Origin of the sequence: Sphingomonas ginsenosidivorax, assembly GCF_007995065.1 — a bacterium.
GTDB lineage: Bacteria > Pseudomonadota > Alphaproteobacteria > Sphingomonadales > Sphingomonadaceae > Sphingomonas > Sphingomonas ginsenosidivorax.
Window position 1 is genome coordinate 100,056 of the sequence record NZ_VOQR01000001.1, and the last position, 18,095, is coordinate 118,150.

An 18,095-nucleotide genomic window follows, 5' to 3' on the forward strand; every position below is an offset into this window, starting at 1 on the left:
CATACAACTGCGCCTCCGATGAGTGCGCCAAGTCCCGCCCACAGGAAGGATCGGAGGCTGTCGAGCCGCGAGCGGCTACGGTTAGTCATGCTGCGTAACGTCCATCTTTTAACCGGCGTGCCATCCCGAGGCCAGCTAGTGCGTCGAGCACTGGGCGGACCGTGGCCGCCCGCTTCCCTTTGAAGCTGCGTGCGATGTCCTGAGCCGCTAGCGGCGCGCTGGACGCAGCGAGGACCTGTTGCACCGCGCCTACTTGCTCGGGCAGCGTCGCGGGCCATAGGACGACGTTGTCGGGCACGATGGCGGCGCTCTCCCTGAGATCGAATGTCCCAGAGACCGGGGCTCGGTGGCCCGGGTCTTGAAATTCTGGACGCAAATAACGGATCAGGCCGCCTGCCTCTTCGGCGGCGCGCTCCTTATTTAACGCTACGAGGCGGGTGAGAATGGTCTCCTCGTCCAGTGTGCGCGCACGATGCTCGTCGCCCCAGCCATAGGCGTCCGCTACGCCTTCGTCGATCGCATCGTGGTGCTGGCATATCAGCGTAACGAGGCCCCTATCGTGAATGTCGCGCTCCTGCGACGTGAGCGCGCGGCCTTGGCGCATGGCTTCAAGGACGTTGTAGAGCTTGGTCAGCGTCAGGTCGGCATGTTCAGCCATCACGCGCTTACGAAGGGCGTCGAGAGCGCTGGCTTCGGCGCCGATACGAGACCTGAGAGGGTCGCCGATCTCAGCTGGAAACGCGAACGTGGTCGCACATTTGGTGTTGTAGACCGGAGTGTTCCCAATTCCGTGACGCCCGCCAAGTCGGGCTGAAAAGAGAGCGTGAAAACGTGAGCTGAGTACACCCAGAACGTAAGGATCTTCGGTCGCGATGCATCGAAGTTTTTGGTCCGGAAGCGTACTTGAGTTGATAAAAACGAAATAGCGAATGGGTGAGTTTTCGACAGTAACAATATAAGAATCGAGGTCTTTCAAGCCAGCTCTCAATTCCTCTCGCGAGGCCTCGAATCTCCACCATTCATTCCGAAGACGAAGATTACGTTCTTGGCTACGCTGGGGCTTTGTGTGATTCACAAGGTACTGATAGGCTGACTCCGACACATTTCGCACCGCCTCTTCGGTAGTCAAGAGATTGAAGTCCAGCACACGAACTTCCCGCGATTTTCGAGCGACATCCTTTCCATTAAGATAAGGTGGCGCAAATATGCCAAGCTGTTCCTCATCTGCGAAAATTCGTTTCGCTTGGTCGTCAGTCAGGATCAGAGACTTCGCATAAGGCTTCATGCCTGCGTGTACGATACGATCCCACGCCCCTAATTCTTTCAGTTTGGAAGTGTCCACAGACGGTGAGAGATCAGCAGGAATCAGGGCTCGCTGCGATGCAATTAGGTCGCTTTGATCCAAAACTGTCCCGTCAGGGATCCGGCCTTTCGGATTGTCGTGATCGGGGCTGATCAGAAGCAGTTTTGAGGGTTGACCTGCCAGGGCTACGACTGTGAATGCCACCCGCACTCCGGCGTCGGCATCCTTCCCTGCCCAAGGATGGTCAGGAATGGCAAAAATAATTTCAAGATCGTTCCCTAGAGCATGGATCGTGACCTCTCGATTTTGTTCCATCCTCATGCGGCTAGTTGCGATCAAGCCGAATCGACGAGTACCTTCCCGTAGAAGCTGCGCGGCTTCGTTCCAAAAGTACATGACGAGGTCGACGTTGCCGGGGACGCTAGGGAAGGCGGCTCGCAAGGCGTCGGCATAGCCGTCGCCAAGCAGTTCTCGCGTTTCTCTACTCGAAACGAATGGCGGGTTCCCGATGATAAAACTCGCTGCTGGCCACTTGGCCGCGCGTGGCTTGACGTAGCGGTACACTTCCACCCGAGCCGTCTCGTCGGGTACGAGCTTCCCCGTGACCGCGTGCGCCTTCATGGTCTCCCCGTCCCAGCGCGACACCGGCACGCCCGTCTCGTCGCGCTCCAACTCTCGGGCGTCCCATTCGATTAGCGCGTCGCGGTTCTCGATGGTGCGGATATCGCGCAGGATCGGCTCCGGCGGCGCACGGTCTTTGCCGTTCACGCGGAAATGCCATTGGAGATAGCCGATCCAGAGCACCAATTGGGCGATAGAGGCAGCGCGTGGGTTGATCTCGATACCAAGAAAGTTCTCAGGCGTGATCGTGTGGCCCGTCAACTCAGCAAGATATTGATCGTCGCCAAGGTCAACGAGCAGGTCCAGAACCTCGCCCTCTAACTCCTTCATGCGCGCCATCGCGACATAGAGAAAGTTGCCGGTGCCGCAGGCGGGGTCGAGCACGCGTGTACCCGCCAGCTTGCCGTGGAAGGCTTCCACTGTTCGCCTCGCCTCGTCGGGCTTGCCTTGATCGATCAGTTCAGTTGCTGCGACGCGGACGCCTGCCCAGTCGGACCTTAGGGGCTCGATGATCGTCGGCCCCACCAGCCGCTCTACGTAGGCGCGGGGGGTGTAGTGAGCGCCCAGCTTTGCGCGCTCCTTTGGTTTTAGCGCGTGTTCGAGCAATGTGCCGAAGATCGCCGGCTCGACCTCCGTCCAGTCTTTCAGCGACGCCTCGATCAGCACCTCCAACTCAACCTTCTCCAGCGGCAGCGCAGCAGTGTCCTTGAAGAGGTAGCCGTTGAAGCGCTTTACCGGGATGCCGAGGGCCGGTGCGAACACGCCCTTGTCCATCGCCTCCCACAATGCGGACAGCTGGTTGTGCAGGTGTTCCGGATGATCGAGCTGGCCGCGCAGCAACGTTTTGAAGCTGTCCTGCGGCAACAGCACGCCGGTATCCTCAGCGAACATCGTGAACAGGATTCGGGACAGGAAGCTGCTGACGGCGTCGGGGGTATGACCCCGCCCTTCAAGGCGGCGGGAGACGGTGGCGAGTAGGTCCGCGACTTCGCGAGTGACTCGTGCGGCCTGTGTGGACGGGTCGAGGCTGGCGGGTTCGGTCCAGATAGAAGCGAGACGCTTGCGCACGTCCTCGTCACGCAGGTCCTCAAGCATAATGCGATAGCGAGACCGGTCGGGAAACTGTGCGTAGGCCTTCCCGCTGCCGGTGAAGTCGGCATAGACCTCAATGCAATAGCCAATGTCCGCGATCAGCAGGAACGGCGGCCAGCCATGATCGACGGGGAGTGCCTTGGCGTAGCGTTCAGCCTGTCCTTTCGCCTGCACCATCGCCTTCGCCCAGCCCGGTGTGCCGCGACGCGCAGTGCCGCGCTTCATGCGTGCGGTGGCCGTCTGTCCGAACAGGTCCAGATCATCCTCGCCACGCTCGGCGGCGGCCCGGTCGGCGTCGCTGCCCTGCTTGGCTTCAAGAATGAACGCACCGCGCTTGTAGGCATCAATGCGGCCGAAGCTGACAGAGCCGTCGCCGTTGTCCTGAAACACGCGCCGCTCGAACACGTAGTCGTTGTGGGCGTCATCGGCACGACTGCCGTGCGGCGGCTCGACGCCGATCAGCCGGCACAGGGCGTTCATGAAGCTCTGCGTGTTCGCGAGTTCCGACCCACCGGTCTCGCGCCAATGCCCTATGAACGCGTCGATCTCGGTAGCCGTGGTGGTCATAGCGCTGAGCGTAACTCCCCGTTCTCGTCCCGCAAATCTATATGTCGGTGATGGCGCTCATTGCCATTGAAGACGTGCCTCGCACATAACCGGCCCGTTACAAAGGTGGGGTGAACGTGAGCGCTGGAATTGTATATATTCTCACGAACGAGGCCATGCCTGGTTACGTGAAAATCGGGCTGACACGGAACGAGGACGTAGGCGATCGAGTGCGTCAGCTTGATAACACGTCAATTCCGGTGCCGTTCGAGTGCTACTACGCAGCGACCGTTCCCGACTGTGCGAAGCTCGAACGAACGCTGCACTTTGTCTTCGGCGAAAAGCGGGCGCGCCGTAATCGCGAGTTCTTCACGATCGATCCAGACCTAGCCAAGGCGATCATAGAGCTGGTCGCGGGCAGCAGAGTCGATGTGTCGGACACTGAGCAGTCGATCGACCCCGCGGAACGACGTGAGATTGAGCAGCTGCGGCGGCGCCGTGAGGTGCGAACATTCACCAGCTTGAACGTGCCCATTGGCGCCACGCTTACGTTCACGAAGGACCCGGAAATCGCATGTACCGTAGTGCAGCCCCGAAAGGTCCTGTTCCGTGGAGAAACGGCAAGCCCGACCGCCGCCGCGCGGCTCGCGCTCCATGACATGGGGTATGACTGGGCGACGTTTAACGGAATGGCATATTGGGAGTATGAAGGCGTGAAGCTGTCTCAGATGGGCTTGGTGTCGGAGGCGGAGCTGGAAGACGAGGGGGAGTAGAAGCGAGCGTGCTGGGAGAACGGCGCTCAGATTCTTCAGGGCGGCTGATCGGCGGCGCGGCGGTGTCAGGTGCCAGATCGCAGGAGATTGCGTCTCACGATCTCCCTAGGCCGCCTCAGGGCCATTCGCCGAACCAGCCCACCTCGGACGGGCCAACGATTTCGATCATGCCGGGCATCATCACGCCATCCCTGTCTTCCACGCACAGTGCGAAGAGCCGGCCTTGAGTATCAAGTGCAGTGTGCCACATGCCCTTGTGAAGCACTCTCGATCTCGACTCGGCCGTGGACGTGGAGGACAAGTGTACCGCAGTCCCCCATGCCTTCTTAATGTCGGTGACGGTCGGTTTGGTTTTTAATAGCAGACGGTCACCAGCCTTCATCAGCAGCCAGTCAGATAGCTTGCCGTTGCGCCCGGGCGGCGTGCGCTGTGCGCGGATCACGCTGCCGTCGATCCGCATGCGGTAGGCGCGGTCTTGCGCCTTCCACTTACATGCTCGCAGTTTGAGCCGTTCGAGTGCGGCCTGCGGCGCCTCGTTGTTGTTGGGGGTAATGATCATCTCGCCGCCGACGGGCAAATCGAACAGGTCATTGAAGGGGTACGTCCGTGTCATGGCAGTCTCGCTTTTATTGAGAAGCGGGCTATTCTCGCTCCATAATAGTCTAGTTTTAGAACTCTCCTTGATGGGAGCGGGGCCACTCGCTCTTAGAAACACTGCCAATCTAATTCTACTACCCTTATATCTACTTCCTCTTCTATCTCTAAAAGGCATATGTAAGAAAAAGGGTAAGGGAACTAGATTGTACCGTTTCTAGGACGCGAGTGGGCATCGCCCAAATGGAACGGATCAAGAACGCGCATCCGTCCGGAGACTCATGGCGGGGCCGTCAGGCGCTCCACCCAAAGAGCGCCGTCGGCATCATCGGTCCAACAGCGGAATGTGCCGCACTTGTTGTGCCGCATATACGCGACACGAGTCCGGCCCAACTCAACGTCGGCGGGTGTAGGGTAGGGGTTCAGCATCATTGATTGACCGACCAGCAGCTGTGCCCAGTCGGCCAGCTTTTTGTGGGACGGCTTGTCCGCCAGCCGACGGGTGCGGATAAACGCGCCGACTATCCGGATATGGAAGTGAACTCCCGTCAGGGCGAGCTTCGCCGCGGACCGCTTGCCACGGTCTGCAACGTGATGGATCTCGCGCGCCCATTCACCTTCAAACGGGAATGGTCCATGCCAATCCGTTTGACCGATCTTCAAATAATAAGCGTTACTGTCGCACATTGGTCGAGCAGTCCGGAAGAACTCGTCACCACGGCGGGTGATCTGAGCGGGGCCACGGGTGTCACCGGTCATTGCTGAACTCCCGCATTGTCGGCGTAGTGGTCAAGATCGGCCTTCGCGTAGCGAACGGCCCCACCAAATTTACGATATGCAGGGCCTCGGGAACCAATGGATCGCCACCGCGATAGGGTGGCCTGTGAAAGTCTTAGGTACTTGGCAGCACCTGCCTCGGTCAAGAATACTGTTTCAGTCATTTTTTTCTCCGTATGAAGTGTGACAAACGGAGCTATGACGTGATGTGTTCTTCATGAATATAGCAAGGCGGTAGTGGTTGTGCGCGGTTGTGCAGATAGTTCTACATATGATGTATCGATATTTGCCGCTGTTGATGCCTGGCCCGTTATCTGCCACATTGTAGGCACGTTGGGTCAGTCCCCAGCGGGAGGCGTCGTAACCTCAAAAGCTCTCGGCCGGTCACAGTTTCGTGGCCGGGTGGCATGCGCGTATGTCCAGTCGGCTCTGCCGATAAAGGTGCATGCGCGCTGGCGAGAGCTTGCGTTACGAACGCCCGGCTCGACCGGGCGGCCTCCGATACGGGAGGAAGATATGAGCGATCACGTTCGACGCATAATGATCCAAGAGCGCCTCAAGGCGGAGCGCGCGGCGAAGGGTGGCTTGCCGCTCGGCGAGAAACTGGGACGCTGGGGCCTCGTTGTCGTGGCGATAATTATAACATGTAATTCGCTTCTTCCCTCGCCAGTGCACACGGGTCCGCCGCCACTGAACGCTGAGGATCGCGAGTATGCTAAACTGGTCGCGACGTCGTCGCACATGTCTATCGAAGCCGCCGAGGCGTTCGTCCTTGCTCACAGGCCTTCAGAGTACGAGCGCCGGCGACTAGAGACTGAGCGACGTCAACGTGAGGCTGAACAAGATGCTCTACGGCGGGCCTACATGAACTAAACACTATGCCGCCACGCTACTCGGGCCGCTGATCAGAGCTTCAAGATCCACACTGCGGATGATGCGGCGCTTACCCACCTTACAAAACGCGAGCTGATTGGCCCCCATAAGGTTATAGAGCGTGGTCTTGCTGAGGCCGACGACAGCGGCAGCCTCATCAACGCTATATGCCAGTCGCCCAAGTCGATCGCGGTGTTCAGTGTCGTTCATAGCTGTTCGCCTCCGAGCGCTCGTCTAGCGAGTTCGCCTGCATTCGACAGTCTGTATAACGAGAACTACGCTGTACTTTTGATAACTGCGACGTAGCTGGCCCAATCCGCCATCATGTCGCGACGCTTCTCAAGATAGTTGGTGCGCCGGTATGCGGCGACGACCTTGTCGGGGATGGCATGCGCAAGAGCCGTCTCAGCAACCTCACTGGGAAATGATGTACACTCTGCCGCCCAGTCTCGAAAGCTGGACCGGAAGCCATGCACTGTCGACTTGTCCCGCGTCTCAGTCCGCAGGACCTTAGTCAGGGTCATATCGCTTAAAGGTTTATGGCTGCTGGGTCCGGGGAAGATCGGTTCGCCGGCGACGCCCTTGCGCAGTTTCTTGGCCGTCTCAAGCACCGCGACGGCGGCTGCGGACAGCGGCACTACGTGCTCCTTCTTGGCTTTCATTCGGGAAGCTGGGACGGTCCAAACGCCGTCCGTAATCTCATCCCACGTTGCGCCCCGTACCTCACCCGATCGGGCAGCGGTGAGGATGAGAAAACGAAGGGCAAGGCGGCCAGCGGTGTCGTTCTGCTCCAGCTTGGTCATCAGCGCCCCCACATCCTTATGAGGCAGTGACTCGAAGTGCTCCGGCCTCTTCGTCTGCCGGGGTAGGCCAGCGCGGATCGATCGCATCGGGGCTTCGCTCGGGCAATGTCCCCTCGAATACCCCCAGTCGAGCACCTTCCCGATCCGTTGAAGGACGCGACGTGCTGTCTCAGGTTTGGTCTGCCAGATGGGTTTGAGCACGTCGAGCACGTCTGCACTGGTCACCTTGTTGAGAGGTTGGGAACCGATGGCCGGGAAAGCGAATGTCGTCAGGGTGTTGATCCATTGCGAACGATGCTTGTCGTTCACCCAATCGCCCTTCTGCTCGCCATGGACGGTCTCGGCAGCGACCCGGAACGTCGGAATGACGGCAGCGGCCTTCCGTGCTGCCTGCTTGGCCGCGACAGGGTCTTCTCCTGCCCGCATCTGCTTACGGGCCTGTGCCGCAGCCTCACGAGCATCAGCCAATGACACGGCCGGATACGTGCCCAACCCGATGTCTCTGCGCTTGCCGTTGGCCTGTGCCCGCAGAAGCCACGACTTCGCACCGCTGTCCTTGACGACAAGCAGCAAGCCGTTGCCATCTGAGTGCCGGCCTGCGTCCTTGATCGACTTGACCTTGATGACCGTTAGGTTGCCCACTTCCGCGTCCTTAGCCCCACATTCAGCCCCACACTTCTACGTGGTTGTGGCTGGTCGTCAACGGTCAGTCGTGGAAAGTACCTGGTAAAACCTTAGGACTTCTGCGGGGTACGTGATGGAACCCGGTCATTGACGATCACAGGTATGGAGGACTCCCGCTCCGCCATTTAGCGCTCTCGGTGCGCGTTGCCGTCTAGGATGGCAACCCTATCGCTCCTGATCCGCCGGAGTGCGGCCCCTGTCGCTTGATACCCGGAGGGCTGGCCGTACTTCGGAGAGGGGTTGGGTCGCGGCAATCCGGCGTCGAACCGTTCCTGGTTCATGTCGTTGAACGGGTAGTACGGAATCCTCCCGATGGCCCGGGCTTACGCTTTAACCGGGCGTCAATGGTGATCGGCTTGGTTGCTCGACGTGATGCTTCCTTCCGGGTCTGACGCATCGACGTTTATACCAACTACGGAACAGTGTTCGTTGTGCCCCGAGCAAAACGGCCATTGATCGAACGTGCCACATTACAGTCGTCAGGCTGCATGCGGCCCTCGGAACAGTAGACCGATGCCGGCGACCAGGCCCCCGCTTCCGCCACGAGTACCCGACGCCCTGTCGTGTCGGCCGCCTTCATCCCTCCCGACGATAGCGCATGACGGGCATAAACCACATTATGGATCAAAGTCTTAAATTCACCTGCAAAAACCTATTGCAAATATAAAAGTATTCGTCAGATTGGTGGCGACGGAAAAGCCGCGCGTACGAACGCGGCAGGGTTTGCAGTTCGAAACACGGATGCGGGCGCCATAACGGGGGAGAGGAATGATGAGGAAACAAGGGGCGAAGGCTGCCGCGCTGGTGGGTGCGTCGGCGCTCTCGATCGTGGCCGGCGGCTTCTTTCCGTCGGCCGCGGCCGCGCAAAAGGCGACCGTGCCTTCAACGGTTACCCCAATGCCGGCAGCCGTGCCTCCGGCAGTATCGCCGCCAACGTCAGCAGCGGAGCCACAGGCGAACGCGCCCGTTGCGCCATCGGCGGCGACCAGCGCCACGGCACCCGCGCAGACCGCACCGACGACCGGCGATCCGGACGCGCTCGGCCAGGATTTCGAGCGTCCCAAGCGCGCGCCCGATGAAGGCGACGTGGCCGATGCCGACATTATCGTCACCGGTGCGCGGGCCGCCGAGGCCTCCGCCATTTCCCGCAAGCGTTCGGCGCGCACCGCGCAGGATTCGATCGTTGCCGACGATGTCGGCCAGTTCCCCGACAAGAACGCTGCCGAGGCGATCGCGCGGATCGCCGGCGTCGCGCTCGACGTCTCGGATTCGGGCGAGCAGGGCGGCTTCACTATTCGCGGCCAGTCGGCCGACCTGATCCGCGTCGAGGTCGACGGCATGACTGCCTTGTCGACCAACGACCAGGGCGGCCGAGCGTCGTCGATCGGCGAATTGTCGTCCGATCTGATCAAGAGCGTCGACGTCATCAAGGGGCAGACCGCCGACATGACCCCAGGCGGGGTCGGTGGCACGGTGCGGATCGAACAGCGCAGCGGCCTCGATTTCAAGGAGCCGCTGTACCGGCTGAACCTGCAGAGCATGTACCAGAGTTTGAGCGAACGTGCCTCGCCCCGCATCAATGCCATCGCCACACGCAAGTTCTTTGACGGCGATGTCGGCCTGATCTTCAACGGCACGTACGAAGACCAGAAGGTCGCCACCGATTACGCCCGCGTCACAGTTGCGAATGCGGGCTATATTCCGCTCGGCGACTACGACAATTCGCCTGGCAAGAGCTTCACCACGCCGTTCGATCCGGTCGCGGCGGCTGTGACGACCAAGGCGGGGTGCGCGGCGCTGTCGACCACCGGGATCAACAGCCGCCTCAACTGCTATGCGCAATGGGAGGATTTCGTCCCGTCCTTCCCGCGCCCCGGTCGCCAGATCAAGTCCGATCAACGCCTGTCGTTCCAGGTCCGCGCGGACTGGCGCGTGAACCGCGACCTGACGCTGTTCGCCTCGTACAATCCGAATTTCCGACGCGTGTCGTCGCAGGATTACAACTGGAGCGTCGCGACCCCGGTCGGCACCACAAACACGGCGGGTGCACTGACCGGCAGCAATATCCGCAACGTCGTGGTGAACGACAATCACTACGTCACCGCGTTCGACATCGCCCAGGGCACGGGAAACCAGTTCAGCAGTTCGCTGGGCGTGACCAGCCAGATCCGCGATATCCAGCGCAAGATCTCGCAGCATTATGCCCAGACCGGCGCGGACTTCATCTCCGGGCCCTGGACCGCCAAGGCCCGCATCCAGTATAGCCGCTCATCGAGCAGTCGCGAGGACAATGCCTTTTCGTTCGTGGCCCCGATCGATATCGCGAACTACAGCATCCAGCCGGAGAGCGGTTTGTGGAACATCAAGGTTCCCAATGTCGATCTGTTCAATCCGGCATCCTACTATCCGACGGTCGGCGCGAACGGGGTGAGCACGGGCGCGCAGTATGAATACACGCCCTATGACGACAAGAACAGCGAGTGGAACTACCAGCTCGACGTCGACCGGACGTTCGATAACCTGGGTCCGATCGTCCGGGTCAAGGCAGGCATCCAGCACCGCACGCGCGACAACGAAAGCTACCGCAACAACGGGTCGCAGCTGTCGCCGGGGCTGGTGCTGACGCGGGCGCAGTCGCTCGATCTCATCCAGTTCTGCGATCCCACGCGCGCGCCGGCCGCGACGCCCTGCCAGTTCGGCTCGGCGCCGCGCGTGACGACGGCGGGGACCACGGATCAGTTGTCGCGGATCTACACGCTGACACGCGACCAGTATCAGAACCTGATCAACGCCAGCCTCGTCGGTCTGCCCGGCGCGGAGTTCTACGGCGGCGCGCCCAATCGCGGTGACCTGATCTCGTCATGGGGTACCTATGACGTCGGCAAGTTCCGGGACGCGCTGAAGCAATATATCAATCTCGACTATCGCAACCTCGGCTGCCTGTACGAATGCACCGCCTCCGACGGCAAGACGTACAAGCGGCCGACCTATCTGACGTCGGAGGTGACGTCGTCCGCCTATGCGATGCTGGATTTCGAAAGCCGGCCACTGGGTCTTCTCGTCAACGGCAACATCGGGGTCCGTTATCAGCGGATCAAAGTGGACGCTCAGCCGGTGATCGATTTCAGTCAGCGTGTCGCGACGCCGATCACCACGCCGTTTCCGGGCTACACGATCGAGAACCAGCTGATCCGGCGCGAGGTCGGCGACGTCAACCGGACCAGCGAGGACTGGCTGCCGAGCTTCAACCTGGCGATCTGGCCAATCGACGAGAAGCTGGGGCTGCGCTACTCGGCGGCGCTGCAGCGCGCGCGGCCCAGCATCCTGCAACTGACCGGAAACGGGACCGTGTCGTGCGGCCTGGTTGACCCTGCGCAACGCGCCGCGCTCGAAGCGTTCATCGCGGCCAACCCCGGTGCGATCCAGGATGACGATCCCTCGACCGACGATTCCGCCGAGGGCGGGGCGGTCCTCGCCAATTTCGTCAACCGCTGCACCGGTCGGATCGGCAACGCCGAGCTGAAGGGCTATGGCGCGACCACGCAGAACCTTTCGCTCGAATGGTATCCCAACCGGGATACGCAGCTGAGCGCCGCGATCTACCAGATCAGCGTCAGGTCGGGACGGCCCGAGGACGTCAATATCGGCGCTTACGAACTCGCCGGGCAGACCTACGAGGTCGCGACCTATCAGGACGGGCCGAGCGGCTTGCGCCAGCGTGGCTTCGAGGTCGCGGGTCGTACGGCGTTCACCTTCCTGCCGGGATTCCTCCGGCACACCGGTGGTGGGTTCAACTATTCGTTCACCAAGTCGAACGAGACGAACACGTTCGTCGACCTGTTCAGCGGGGTCAAATTACCGCCGCGATCGGAGTCCAAATACTATTACAACGTCAATCTGTGGTATGACGACGGCAAGTTGAACGCTCGTATCGCGTATCAGAAGCGCGACATCTATTACAATCTTACCGAAGCAAACGCAGTCAACCGTGTCCCGGCGATCCCGGGCGTCACCGGTTCGACGTCCACCACCTCCTATTACAAGATCGTCTCGCCGGTCTTCAAGAACGGCACCGAGACACTCGACGCGCGCGCATCCTATGCGCTCAGCAAGAGCTTCCAGCTGTTCGTCGAGGGCAAGAACCTGCTCGGCACACCGATCGCGAAATACGCGCCTGACAAGTACCGCGATATCGGTGGCGGCGTGCTCTACATGTACGATTCGCTCTACGCCGGGAAAACCTATTATGCCGGCGCGATCATAACCTTCTGATGCGGTACCAGTCCCGCCCGATGACATGGAGGGACTGCCACGATCTTCCTCCCCGGAAGACTGGGCCATTCGGATCGGACCGGTCCGCATGGCCCCTTTTTCCGGGTTCCAGGCGGAATCCTTGGGTGGTCGGCCGCGGTGTGGCGCGACCGCGTCGACCATCAGCGACGACGGTAGAACTCCCTGGCGGTCTCCCCGAATACGGCGTCCACCTCGTCCGGCGTTGTCGAGCGTACGACCTCGCGCGCGTATCCCAACCAGTCGTCGTACCGATCGCCCGACAGCAGCAGGACGGGCCAGTCGCTTCCCCACATCACTCGCCCGGGAAAGCTGTGCAGCAGGTGCTCGATATAGGGCCGGCAGACCGTGCGGTCCGCGCCCGCATCCTGTTCGGTCCAAAGGCCCGACAGCTTGCACCAGATATTGGGCAACCGCCCGAGCGCGGCGATGCCGCCGCGCCACGCGGCATCGTCGCCGCGTCCGATCGCCGGTTTGGCGCCATGATCGACGACGATGCGCAGCGTCGGGTGCCGCGTGGCAAGTATATGGACGACCGCCAGATGGTGCGGCTGGACGAGCGCGTCGAAGGCGAGGCCCTGCGCGGCCATGGCCAGCAGCGCCGGTTGCACGCAGTCGCGCAGGATCCAGCGGGCATCGGGCATGTTCTGCAGCATCGGGCGCAGACCGACGAGTCCCGGCCGCCGCGCGAGCCGTTCGATCTCGATCGTCGCGTCGGGCGCGTCGAGTGGCAGCCAGCCGACGATGCCGAGGATACGCGCATCACCCGCCGCCTGATCGAGCAGCCATTCTGTCTCCCGCACATCGGGCTGTGCCTGGACGACGACGAAGCGATCGACGGACCGACCGGCCGCCGACAGGTCGTCGAGGCCGAATTGGCGGTGGATCGCGGGCAGGTCGGTGCCCGGCCATTGATGGAACGCGGCGGTCGGCGACCAGAGGTGAACATGGCTGTCGACCACCGCGCCGTTCCTTTGAATCATCATCGTGCGCCAAATCCTCCGGCGAGTTTCTCGCCACCCCGATAGTTGAAGCAGGAGTGAGAATGTCCCGGAATATGACCGCCATCGCAGCCGCCTTGTGCCTTGCCGTTCTGGCGACCGCGCCCGGCGAGGCCAAGGTCGTCGGCATGAACCAGCCGGCGCAAAGCGTCACCGCGGCGCGCCTCGCCGGCTTGCCGGCAAGCCAGCGTGCCGCCTGGTCGGCGTATCTCGCGACGTCGATCGCGGCGATGCGCGCCGACAAGGCGGCCCTTGCCGCCGAGCGGAGCGCCGGCACGCCGGTTCCGCCCGCCCCGGAGACGGGCAACGGGCTGCTGACGATGCCGCTCGATCGTCCGGCCGACTGGTATGGCGGCGCGGACGCGCGCCGCATCGCCGATACCATCCTGAGCTTTCAGACCCCGTCCGGCGGCTGGGGCAAGAACCAGCCGCGCGGGCCGGCGCGCCAGCCTGGTCAGGCGTTCGTGTCGAACAATGCCAACATGGCGGCCAAGCCCGGCGATTTCGATCCACCCGAGAGCTGGCATTATGTCGGCACGATCGACAACGACGCCACTACGCACGAGATCCGGTTCCTTGCGCGGGTCGTGACCCGGCTTGGCAAGGATCCGGCGGCGACGACATATCGGAGGGGTGTGGAGCGCGGGGTGCGCTATCTGTTGCGCGCGCAATACCCGAATGGCGGCTGGCCCCAGGTCTGGCCGCTCGAGGGCGGGTATCATGATGCGATCACGCTGAACGACAATGCGATGGCGCAGGTGCTCGACCTGTTGACCGATGCCGCCGCGGGTAAGGACGACTTCGCGTTCGTGCCTGCTGCCGTGCGGTCGCAGGCACGCTCGGCGGCGGCGCGCGGCGTTGCGTGCATCCTGGCGATGCAGGTCGTGCGCAACGGGCAACGGACCGGATGGGGACAACAGCACGACGCGGTGACGCTGGCGATCACCTCCGCGCGCAACTACGAGCCCGCGGCCCTTGCGGCGCCGGAAAGCGCGGCGGTGCTCGGCTATCTGATGCGGGTGCCGGGACGCGACCCTGCGGTCCAGACCGCGATCGACGCGGCCGCGGCGTGGCTCCGTGCCAGCGCGATCCACGGCCAGGCCTGGCGCGATGCGAAGGACGGCCTCGGCCGGCAGCTTATCCCCGATCCTGCAGCGCCGCTGCTGTGGGCGCGCTTCTATACGGTCGCCGAAAACCAGCCCCTGTTCGGCGATCGCGACAAGACTCTGCACGATGACGTGATGGAACTGAGCACGGGACGACGGCGCGGCTATGCCTGGTTCGGCACCGCGCCCGGTTCCATCCTCGCCGCGTACGACAAGCGCTGATCGGGGCGGACGTGCAAGCCGGTCCGGGCCGTTTCCGGTACGGGGGACGGCCCGCAATCGCATCTCAGCGCGGCGCATCCTCGATCGTCGCAGCGAGCAGGCCGATGACCACGTCGTTCGCGCGCGCGCGGACGGTCAGCGAGCGCAGCGGCCGTCCCGGATCCAGCGGCAGGCCCAGCACGGTCGCCGCGCCGCCGTCGACCTCTTCGCCGCCCTTGCGGTCACCACCAAGGCGAACGCGGCCGGTCGCCAGATCGACGCGCAGCGGTCGCGGACCGGCAACACGGAACTGGTAATCGTCGATCAGATAGTCGCGCTCGATCGGCCACCACGTCGTCGGGTTCTGGAGCGCGAGCCGCGCGGTGCCGCCGTCGGCATAGGTGACGATCACCTCGCCATTGTCGATGCGGCTCTGCATCGGATTGGTCGTGCCGGTCATGAGCAGCCGCAAGAACCGCCCATGGCCTGCCAGCGGCACCGTCGCGGCGCGGGAATAGGCATCCCAGTGCGACACGAACACCGCGTTGCGGCCCTCGGCCGGCGTTCGAAATTCGCCGCCGTCGGGCAACCGGAACAGCCCGCCACCCAGCTTTGACGCAGCGCGCAGGCCTGTATCGTCGATCTTCGCGGTCGCGTGCACATGCCCGGCCCAGGCGCCCAGGCCCTGCGACGGCAGCGCCAGCGACACGAAGGGCGAGCGCGGGCTGCGATACTTGCCGGCGGCAAAGATGGCGTCGATGTGGTCGTTGAACGCCGCCGACAGGTCCACCGGCCGCTGCGCACCGACGGGCGCGCGGTCGACGACGACGGGGGGCGGGGCGGGGGTCGGCGCGACGCCGGTAGGGGACAACCAGCGCATCTCGCCCTGACGCTTCTCCACCAACCGCGCACCGGCTGCAATCGGAGCCGCGATCGGCCGTCCCGACCACTGCACTTCGATCTGCGTGGCGGCGCCAAGTGCCGCATCGACGACGATCATGGGCGCGCCGACCGCGTCGGCATCGAGCGTCCAGCGCACCGGGCGCCCATCTGCCGTCACCGCGGCGACGCGGTCGCGCCGCGCCACCAGGCGGAGGCTCAGCCGGCCGAAGCGGGCAGCGCTCTGGCGTACCGTCCATCGGTCTCGGTTGCCCTCGCGCTGAAAGGCGATTCCGATGTCGGGATGGGTCAGCTCGGCGTGGTTCCAGGCCGCCGGCAGGCCGGGCCGCACCGTCAGCGTATGCGTCATCGCGTCGGGCGCGATACCGAACAGGCCCTCGACGATCGTCCGCGCCATCCCCCCCGACCCGTCCGCAAAATCGCGCTGCGCCTCGCGGCGATAGACGTCGAGATAGTTCAGGGATCCGACGTTGCCCGGGCTGATCCCCATGTACATGCTGGCGAGCAGGGCCGACTTGGTCAGCGTATAGGCGTCGTCCCCGCGCCCCGCCTGCCACAACGCCAGCGCGGTGTGCAGGTTCTCGCCCATCACCACGTTGTTGACCGACCAGCTGTACGGCATCCAGCTGCTCGATGCGTACACGCCGTAGGGCCGGTCGGTTGGCACGCCCGGTCCCGCGACGGGAAGGCGCGGCATGTCGCGCGTCACGGCGTCCGCCATCCGCCACGCCTCGCGTGGGCTCGGCACGCCCGAATCGACGACGTGGTAAAAGCTCCACAACCCCGCACTCGGATGCACCGCACGCTCGCCGAGCCAGTCGCGATACTCGGCGAAGCGGCCCTCGCCGGGCAGCCAGAGTTCGGCGCGCATCGCCTGCCCGATCAGCACCGCCTCGCGCGCATAGGGGGCCGGATCCTCGCCGAGCATCGTGGCCAGGCGCGCCGCCTGGCGGTTATGGTACAGATTATACGCCGAGGCATAGGCGACGCCGCCGCCCGAATATTGGATGTCGTCGCTCGCCCAGATCTGCGCATAGGCCTCGTACAACGGCAGCCCGCGGCGATAGGGGCGGCGGAACAGGCGGCGCTGCCACGCCAGGTGCCGCTGGATCACGGGCCACGCCTCGCGCGCGAACGCCCTGTCGCCGGTCCAGGCGAGGTGGCGGAACAGTGCGTCGATGAAGACCGTGTTCATGTCGTAGTGCGAATTGGACAGGTCGCCATTGGCGTGCAGTGCTATCTCGCTGCGCGCGAGATTGCTGGCGGCATCGGCGGGCGGCAGCGTCGACGGAATGGCCTCGACGTTCTGGCGCGGCAGCCAGGCGCGGAAGTTCGCGCGCGCCCGGTCGTGCCAGCCGAGCGCGTCGAGCGCATAGGGCCCGCGCCAGCCGAGCAGCTTGGTCCGCCACGCGACCGCGCCGTGCATGATCGCGCCTTGCGGACCGTCCCAGACCGCGTCCGCTCCGACATTAAGCGCACCGACGCTCGCGTCCAGCCAAGGGTCCGGCGTCGAAATCCGGACGCGACCGCGCAGTGCCGCAAAATGCGCGCGCGCAGCTTCGAACACGCCCGGCAGCGATGCGGCGGGGTAAGGCGGTGGCAGCGGCGGCAACGCCACAGCAACCCGGCGGTCGGCACTGACCGCGGCATAGGTAGCCAGATCCGCGTTCGCCGAGGGCGCGTAGGCGGTTCGCTGCAGCACCAGATCCGCGGCGGTCGAGTCCAGCCGCAGCATCCCGGTGACGACGGGCCGCGCCGGTGTAGCCGATCGCTGGGAGGGGGGCGGGGTCGCGAACAACCGAACCGGATCGTCCCACGCTTCGCCATCGGCAACGCCGCGCGTTTCGCCGCGCAACAGTGTGCCGGTGATCGTGCCCGGCGGACCGGTGACGGCGAAGCGATCGCGCGCCGGCACGGCGACGGCATTGCGGTCGGCAAAGGACGGGCGGAACCCGAACCATTCGCTGATCGGGACGCGCTCGGTGCCGATATCGCCGTCGCGCGTGCCGCGTTTGCCGTTCACGCCGCCGAATGCCCAGTAGAGCGCGGTCCCGCGCGCAACGCCGACACCGCGTGCGCGCACGGCGACACCCTCGGTCGCGGCGAGCGCAACGACCGTCAGCTCGATCGTACCGCCCAGCCGCGGATCGGTGATGCGGTAGTCGAGTTCGCCGGGCCGGTAGCGCGTCGTGATCGACTGCGCATCGTGCAGCCACCACGGCTTTCCATCGACGCCGCGCACCGCGAAGCGCAGGTTGCCGCCGCGTCCCGGCAGGTACAGCACGAACTCCGGCCGGTCGCCGCCATCGACGCGGAACGCCGTGTTGCCGCCATAAAGCGGTCGGTTGAACCGTTCGGTCCCGTTCTCGATCACGAACGCATCGCCGTCGGGGCGGTAGCGGACGGGGCGATCGAGCTTGCCCTTGAGGTTGGGATGGACCGCCTCGGTCGCCGTCAGCGTCTGCGCGGCCACCACGGCGGGCGACACCGCGGACAGGGCCGTGGTGAGCGCCAGAATGCGCATGTGGCGT

General features: G+C 63.6%; 11 protein-coding genes. 3 read left to right on the forward strand and 8 right to left on the reverse strand.

The features are described 5' to 3' along the window. Positions 1-85: 85 nt before the first annotated feature. Complete coding sequence (locus FSB78_RS00475; RefSeq protein ID WP_147079011.1) at positions 86-3,583, reverse strand: class I SAM-dependent DNA methyltransferase; 3,498 nt, start codon at positions 3,581-3,583, stop codon at positions 86-88. 116 nt (positions 3,584-3,699) lie between these two features. Between FSB78_RS00475 and FSB78_RS00480 the strand changes: the two genes are divergently transcribed. Beyond that, positions 3,700-4,335 carry a GIY-YIG nuclease family protein gene (locus tag FSB78_RS00480; RefSeq protein WP_147079013.1) on the forward strand — a complete coding sequence of 212 codons (636 nt, stop codon included), beginning with the start codon at positions 3,700-3,702 and terminating at the stop codon, positions 4,333-4,335. 115 nt (positions 4,336-4,450) lie between these two features. Here the strand turns inward: FSB78_RS00480 and FSB78_RS00485 are convergent, their stop codons facing one another. The 5 genes from FSB78_RS00485 to FSB78_RS00505 all read right to left on the reverse strand — a co-directional run bounded on the left by FSB78_RS00485 (position 4,451) and on the right by FSB78_RS00505 (position 8,024). Next, on the reverse strand, positions 4,451-4,948 hold the full coding sequence (locus FSB78_RS00485) for a hypothetical protein (protein WP_147079015.1): 498 nt from the start codon (positions 4,946-4,948) through the stop codon (positions 4,451-4,453). Between the two features lie 260 nt (positions 4,949-5,208). Further along, on the reverse strand, positions 5,209-5,688 hold the full coding sequence (locus FSB78_RS00490) for a hypothetical protein (protein ID WP_147079017.1): 480 nt from the start codon (positions 5,686-5,688) through the stop codon (positions 5,209-5,211). Then, positions 5,685-5,870, reverse strand: coding sequence for a helix-turn-helix transcriptional regulator (locus tag FSB78_RS00495; protein WP_147079019.1), 186 nt, complete (start codon positions 5,868-5,870; stop codon positions 5,685-5,687). The genes FSB78_RS00490 and FSB78_RS00495 overlap by 4 nt, the downstream gene beginning before the upstream one ends. Positions 5,871-6,582: 712 nt before the next feature. Continuing rightward, positions 6,583-6,789, reverse strand: a complete 207-nt coding sequence (locus tag FSB78_RS00500; protein ID WP_147079021.1) for a helix-turn-helix domain-containing protein — start codon at positions 6,787-6,789, stop codon at positions 6,583-6,585. 65 nt (positions 6,790-6,854) lie between these two features. After that, the gene (locus FSB78_RS00505) at positions 6,855-8,024 is read right to left on the reverse strand and encodes a tyrosine-type recombinase/integrase (RefSeq protein ID WP_147079023.1); all 1,170 of its coding nucleotides are present in this window, start codon (positions 8,022-8,024) and stop codon (positions 6,855-6,857) included. An 813-nt stretch (positions 8,025-8,837) separates the two neighbouring features. On the opposite strand from FSB78_RS00505, the gene FSB78_RS00510 reads away from it, so the two are divergent. After that, positions 8,838-12,338, forward strand: coding sequence for a TonB-dependent receptor (locus tag FSB78_RS00510; RefSeq protein WP_158637932.1), 3,501 nt, complete (start codon positions 8,838-8,840; stop codon positions 12,336-12,338). Positions 12,339-12,499: 161 nt separating this feature from the next. On the opposite strand, the gene FSB78_RS00515 is transcribed toward FSB78_RS00510, so the two are convergent. Then, positions 12,500-13,342: an amidohydrolase family protein gene (locus FSB78_RS00515; RefSeq protein WP_199743090.1), complete on the reverse strand. Its 843-nt coding sequence runs from the start codon at positions 13,340-13,342 to the stop codon at positions 12,500-12,502. A 71-nt stretch (positions 13,343-13,413) separates the two neighbouring features. Here FSB78_RS00515 and pelA point away from each other — a divergent pair, with 71 nt between their 5' ends. Further along, on the forward strand, positions 13,414-14,685 hold the full coding sequence (gene pelA, locus FSB78_RS00520; RefSeq protein WP_147079027.1) for a pectate lyase: 1,272 nt from the start codon (positions 13,414-13,416) through the stop codon (positions 14,683-14,685). 64 nt (positions 14,686-14,749) lie between these two features. Here the strand turns inward: pelA and FSB78_RS19180 are convergent, their stop codons facing one another. Next, positions 14,750-18,088 carry a DUF4450 domain-containing protein gene (locus tag FSB78_RS19180; RefSeq protein WP_199743091.1) on the reverse strand — a complete coding sequence of 1,113 codons (3,339 nt, stop codon included), beginning with the start codon at positions 18,086-18,088 and terminating at the stop codon, positions 14,750-14,752. Positions 18,089-18,095: the final 7 nt, after the last annotated feature.

What these genes read in the sequence shown, in the direction of transcription:
- FSB78_RS00475 (WP_147079011.1), bottom strand. Translation starts at nt 3,583, where the DNA reads ATGACCACCACGGCTACCGAGATCGACGCGTTCATAGGGCATTGGCGC.
- FSB78_RS00485 (WP_147079015.1), bottom strand. Translation starts at nt 4,948, where the DNA reads ATGACACGGACGTACCCCTTCAATGACCTGTTCGATTTGCCCGTCGGC.
- FSB78_RS00490 (WP_147079017.1), bottom strand. Translation starts at nt 5,688, where the DNA reads ATGACCGGTGACACCCGTGGCCCCGCTCAGATCACCCGCCGTGGTGAC.
- FSB78_RS00495 (WP_147079019.1), bottom strand. Translation starts at nt 5,870, where the DNA reads ATGACTGAAACAGTATTCTTGACCGAGGCAGGTGCTGCCAAGTACCTA.
- FSB78_RS00500 (WP_147079021.1), bottom strand. Translation starts at nt 6,789, where the DNA reads ATGAACGACACTGAACACCGCGATCGACTTGGGCGACTGGCATATAGC.
- FSB78_RS00510 (WP_158637932.1), top strand. Translation starts at nt 8,838, where the DNA reads ATGAGGAAACAAGGGGCGAAGGCTGCCGCGCTGGTGGGTGCGTCGGCG.
- FSB78_RS00515 (WP_199743090.1), bottom strand. Translation starts at nt 13,342, where the DNA reads ATGATGATTCAAAGGAACGGCGCGGTGGTCGACAGCCATGTTCACCTC.
- pelA (WP_147079027.1), top strand. Translation starts at nt 13,414, where the DNA reads ATGACCGCCATCGCAGCCGCCTTGTGCCTTGCCGTTCTGGCGACCGCG.
- FSB78_RS19180 (WP_199743091.1), bottom strand. Translation starts at nt 18,088, where the DNA reads ATGCGCATTCTGGCGCTCACCACGGCCCTGTCCGCGGTGTCGCCCGCC.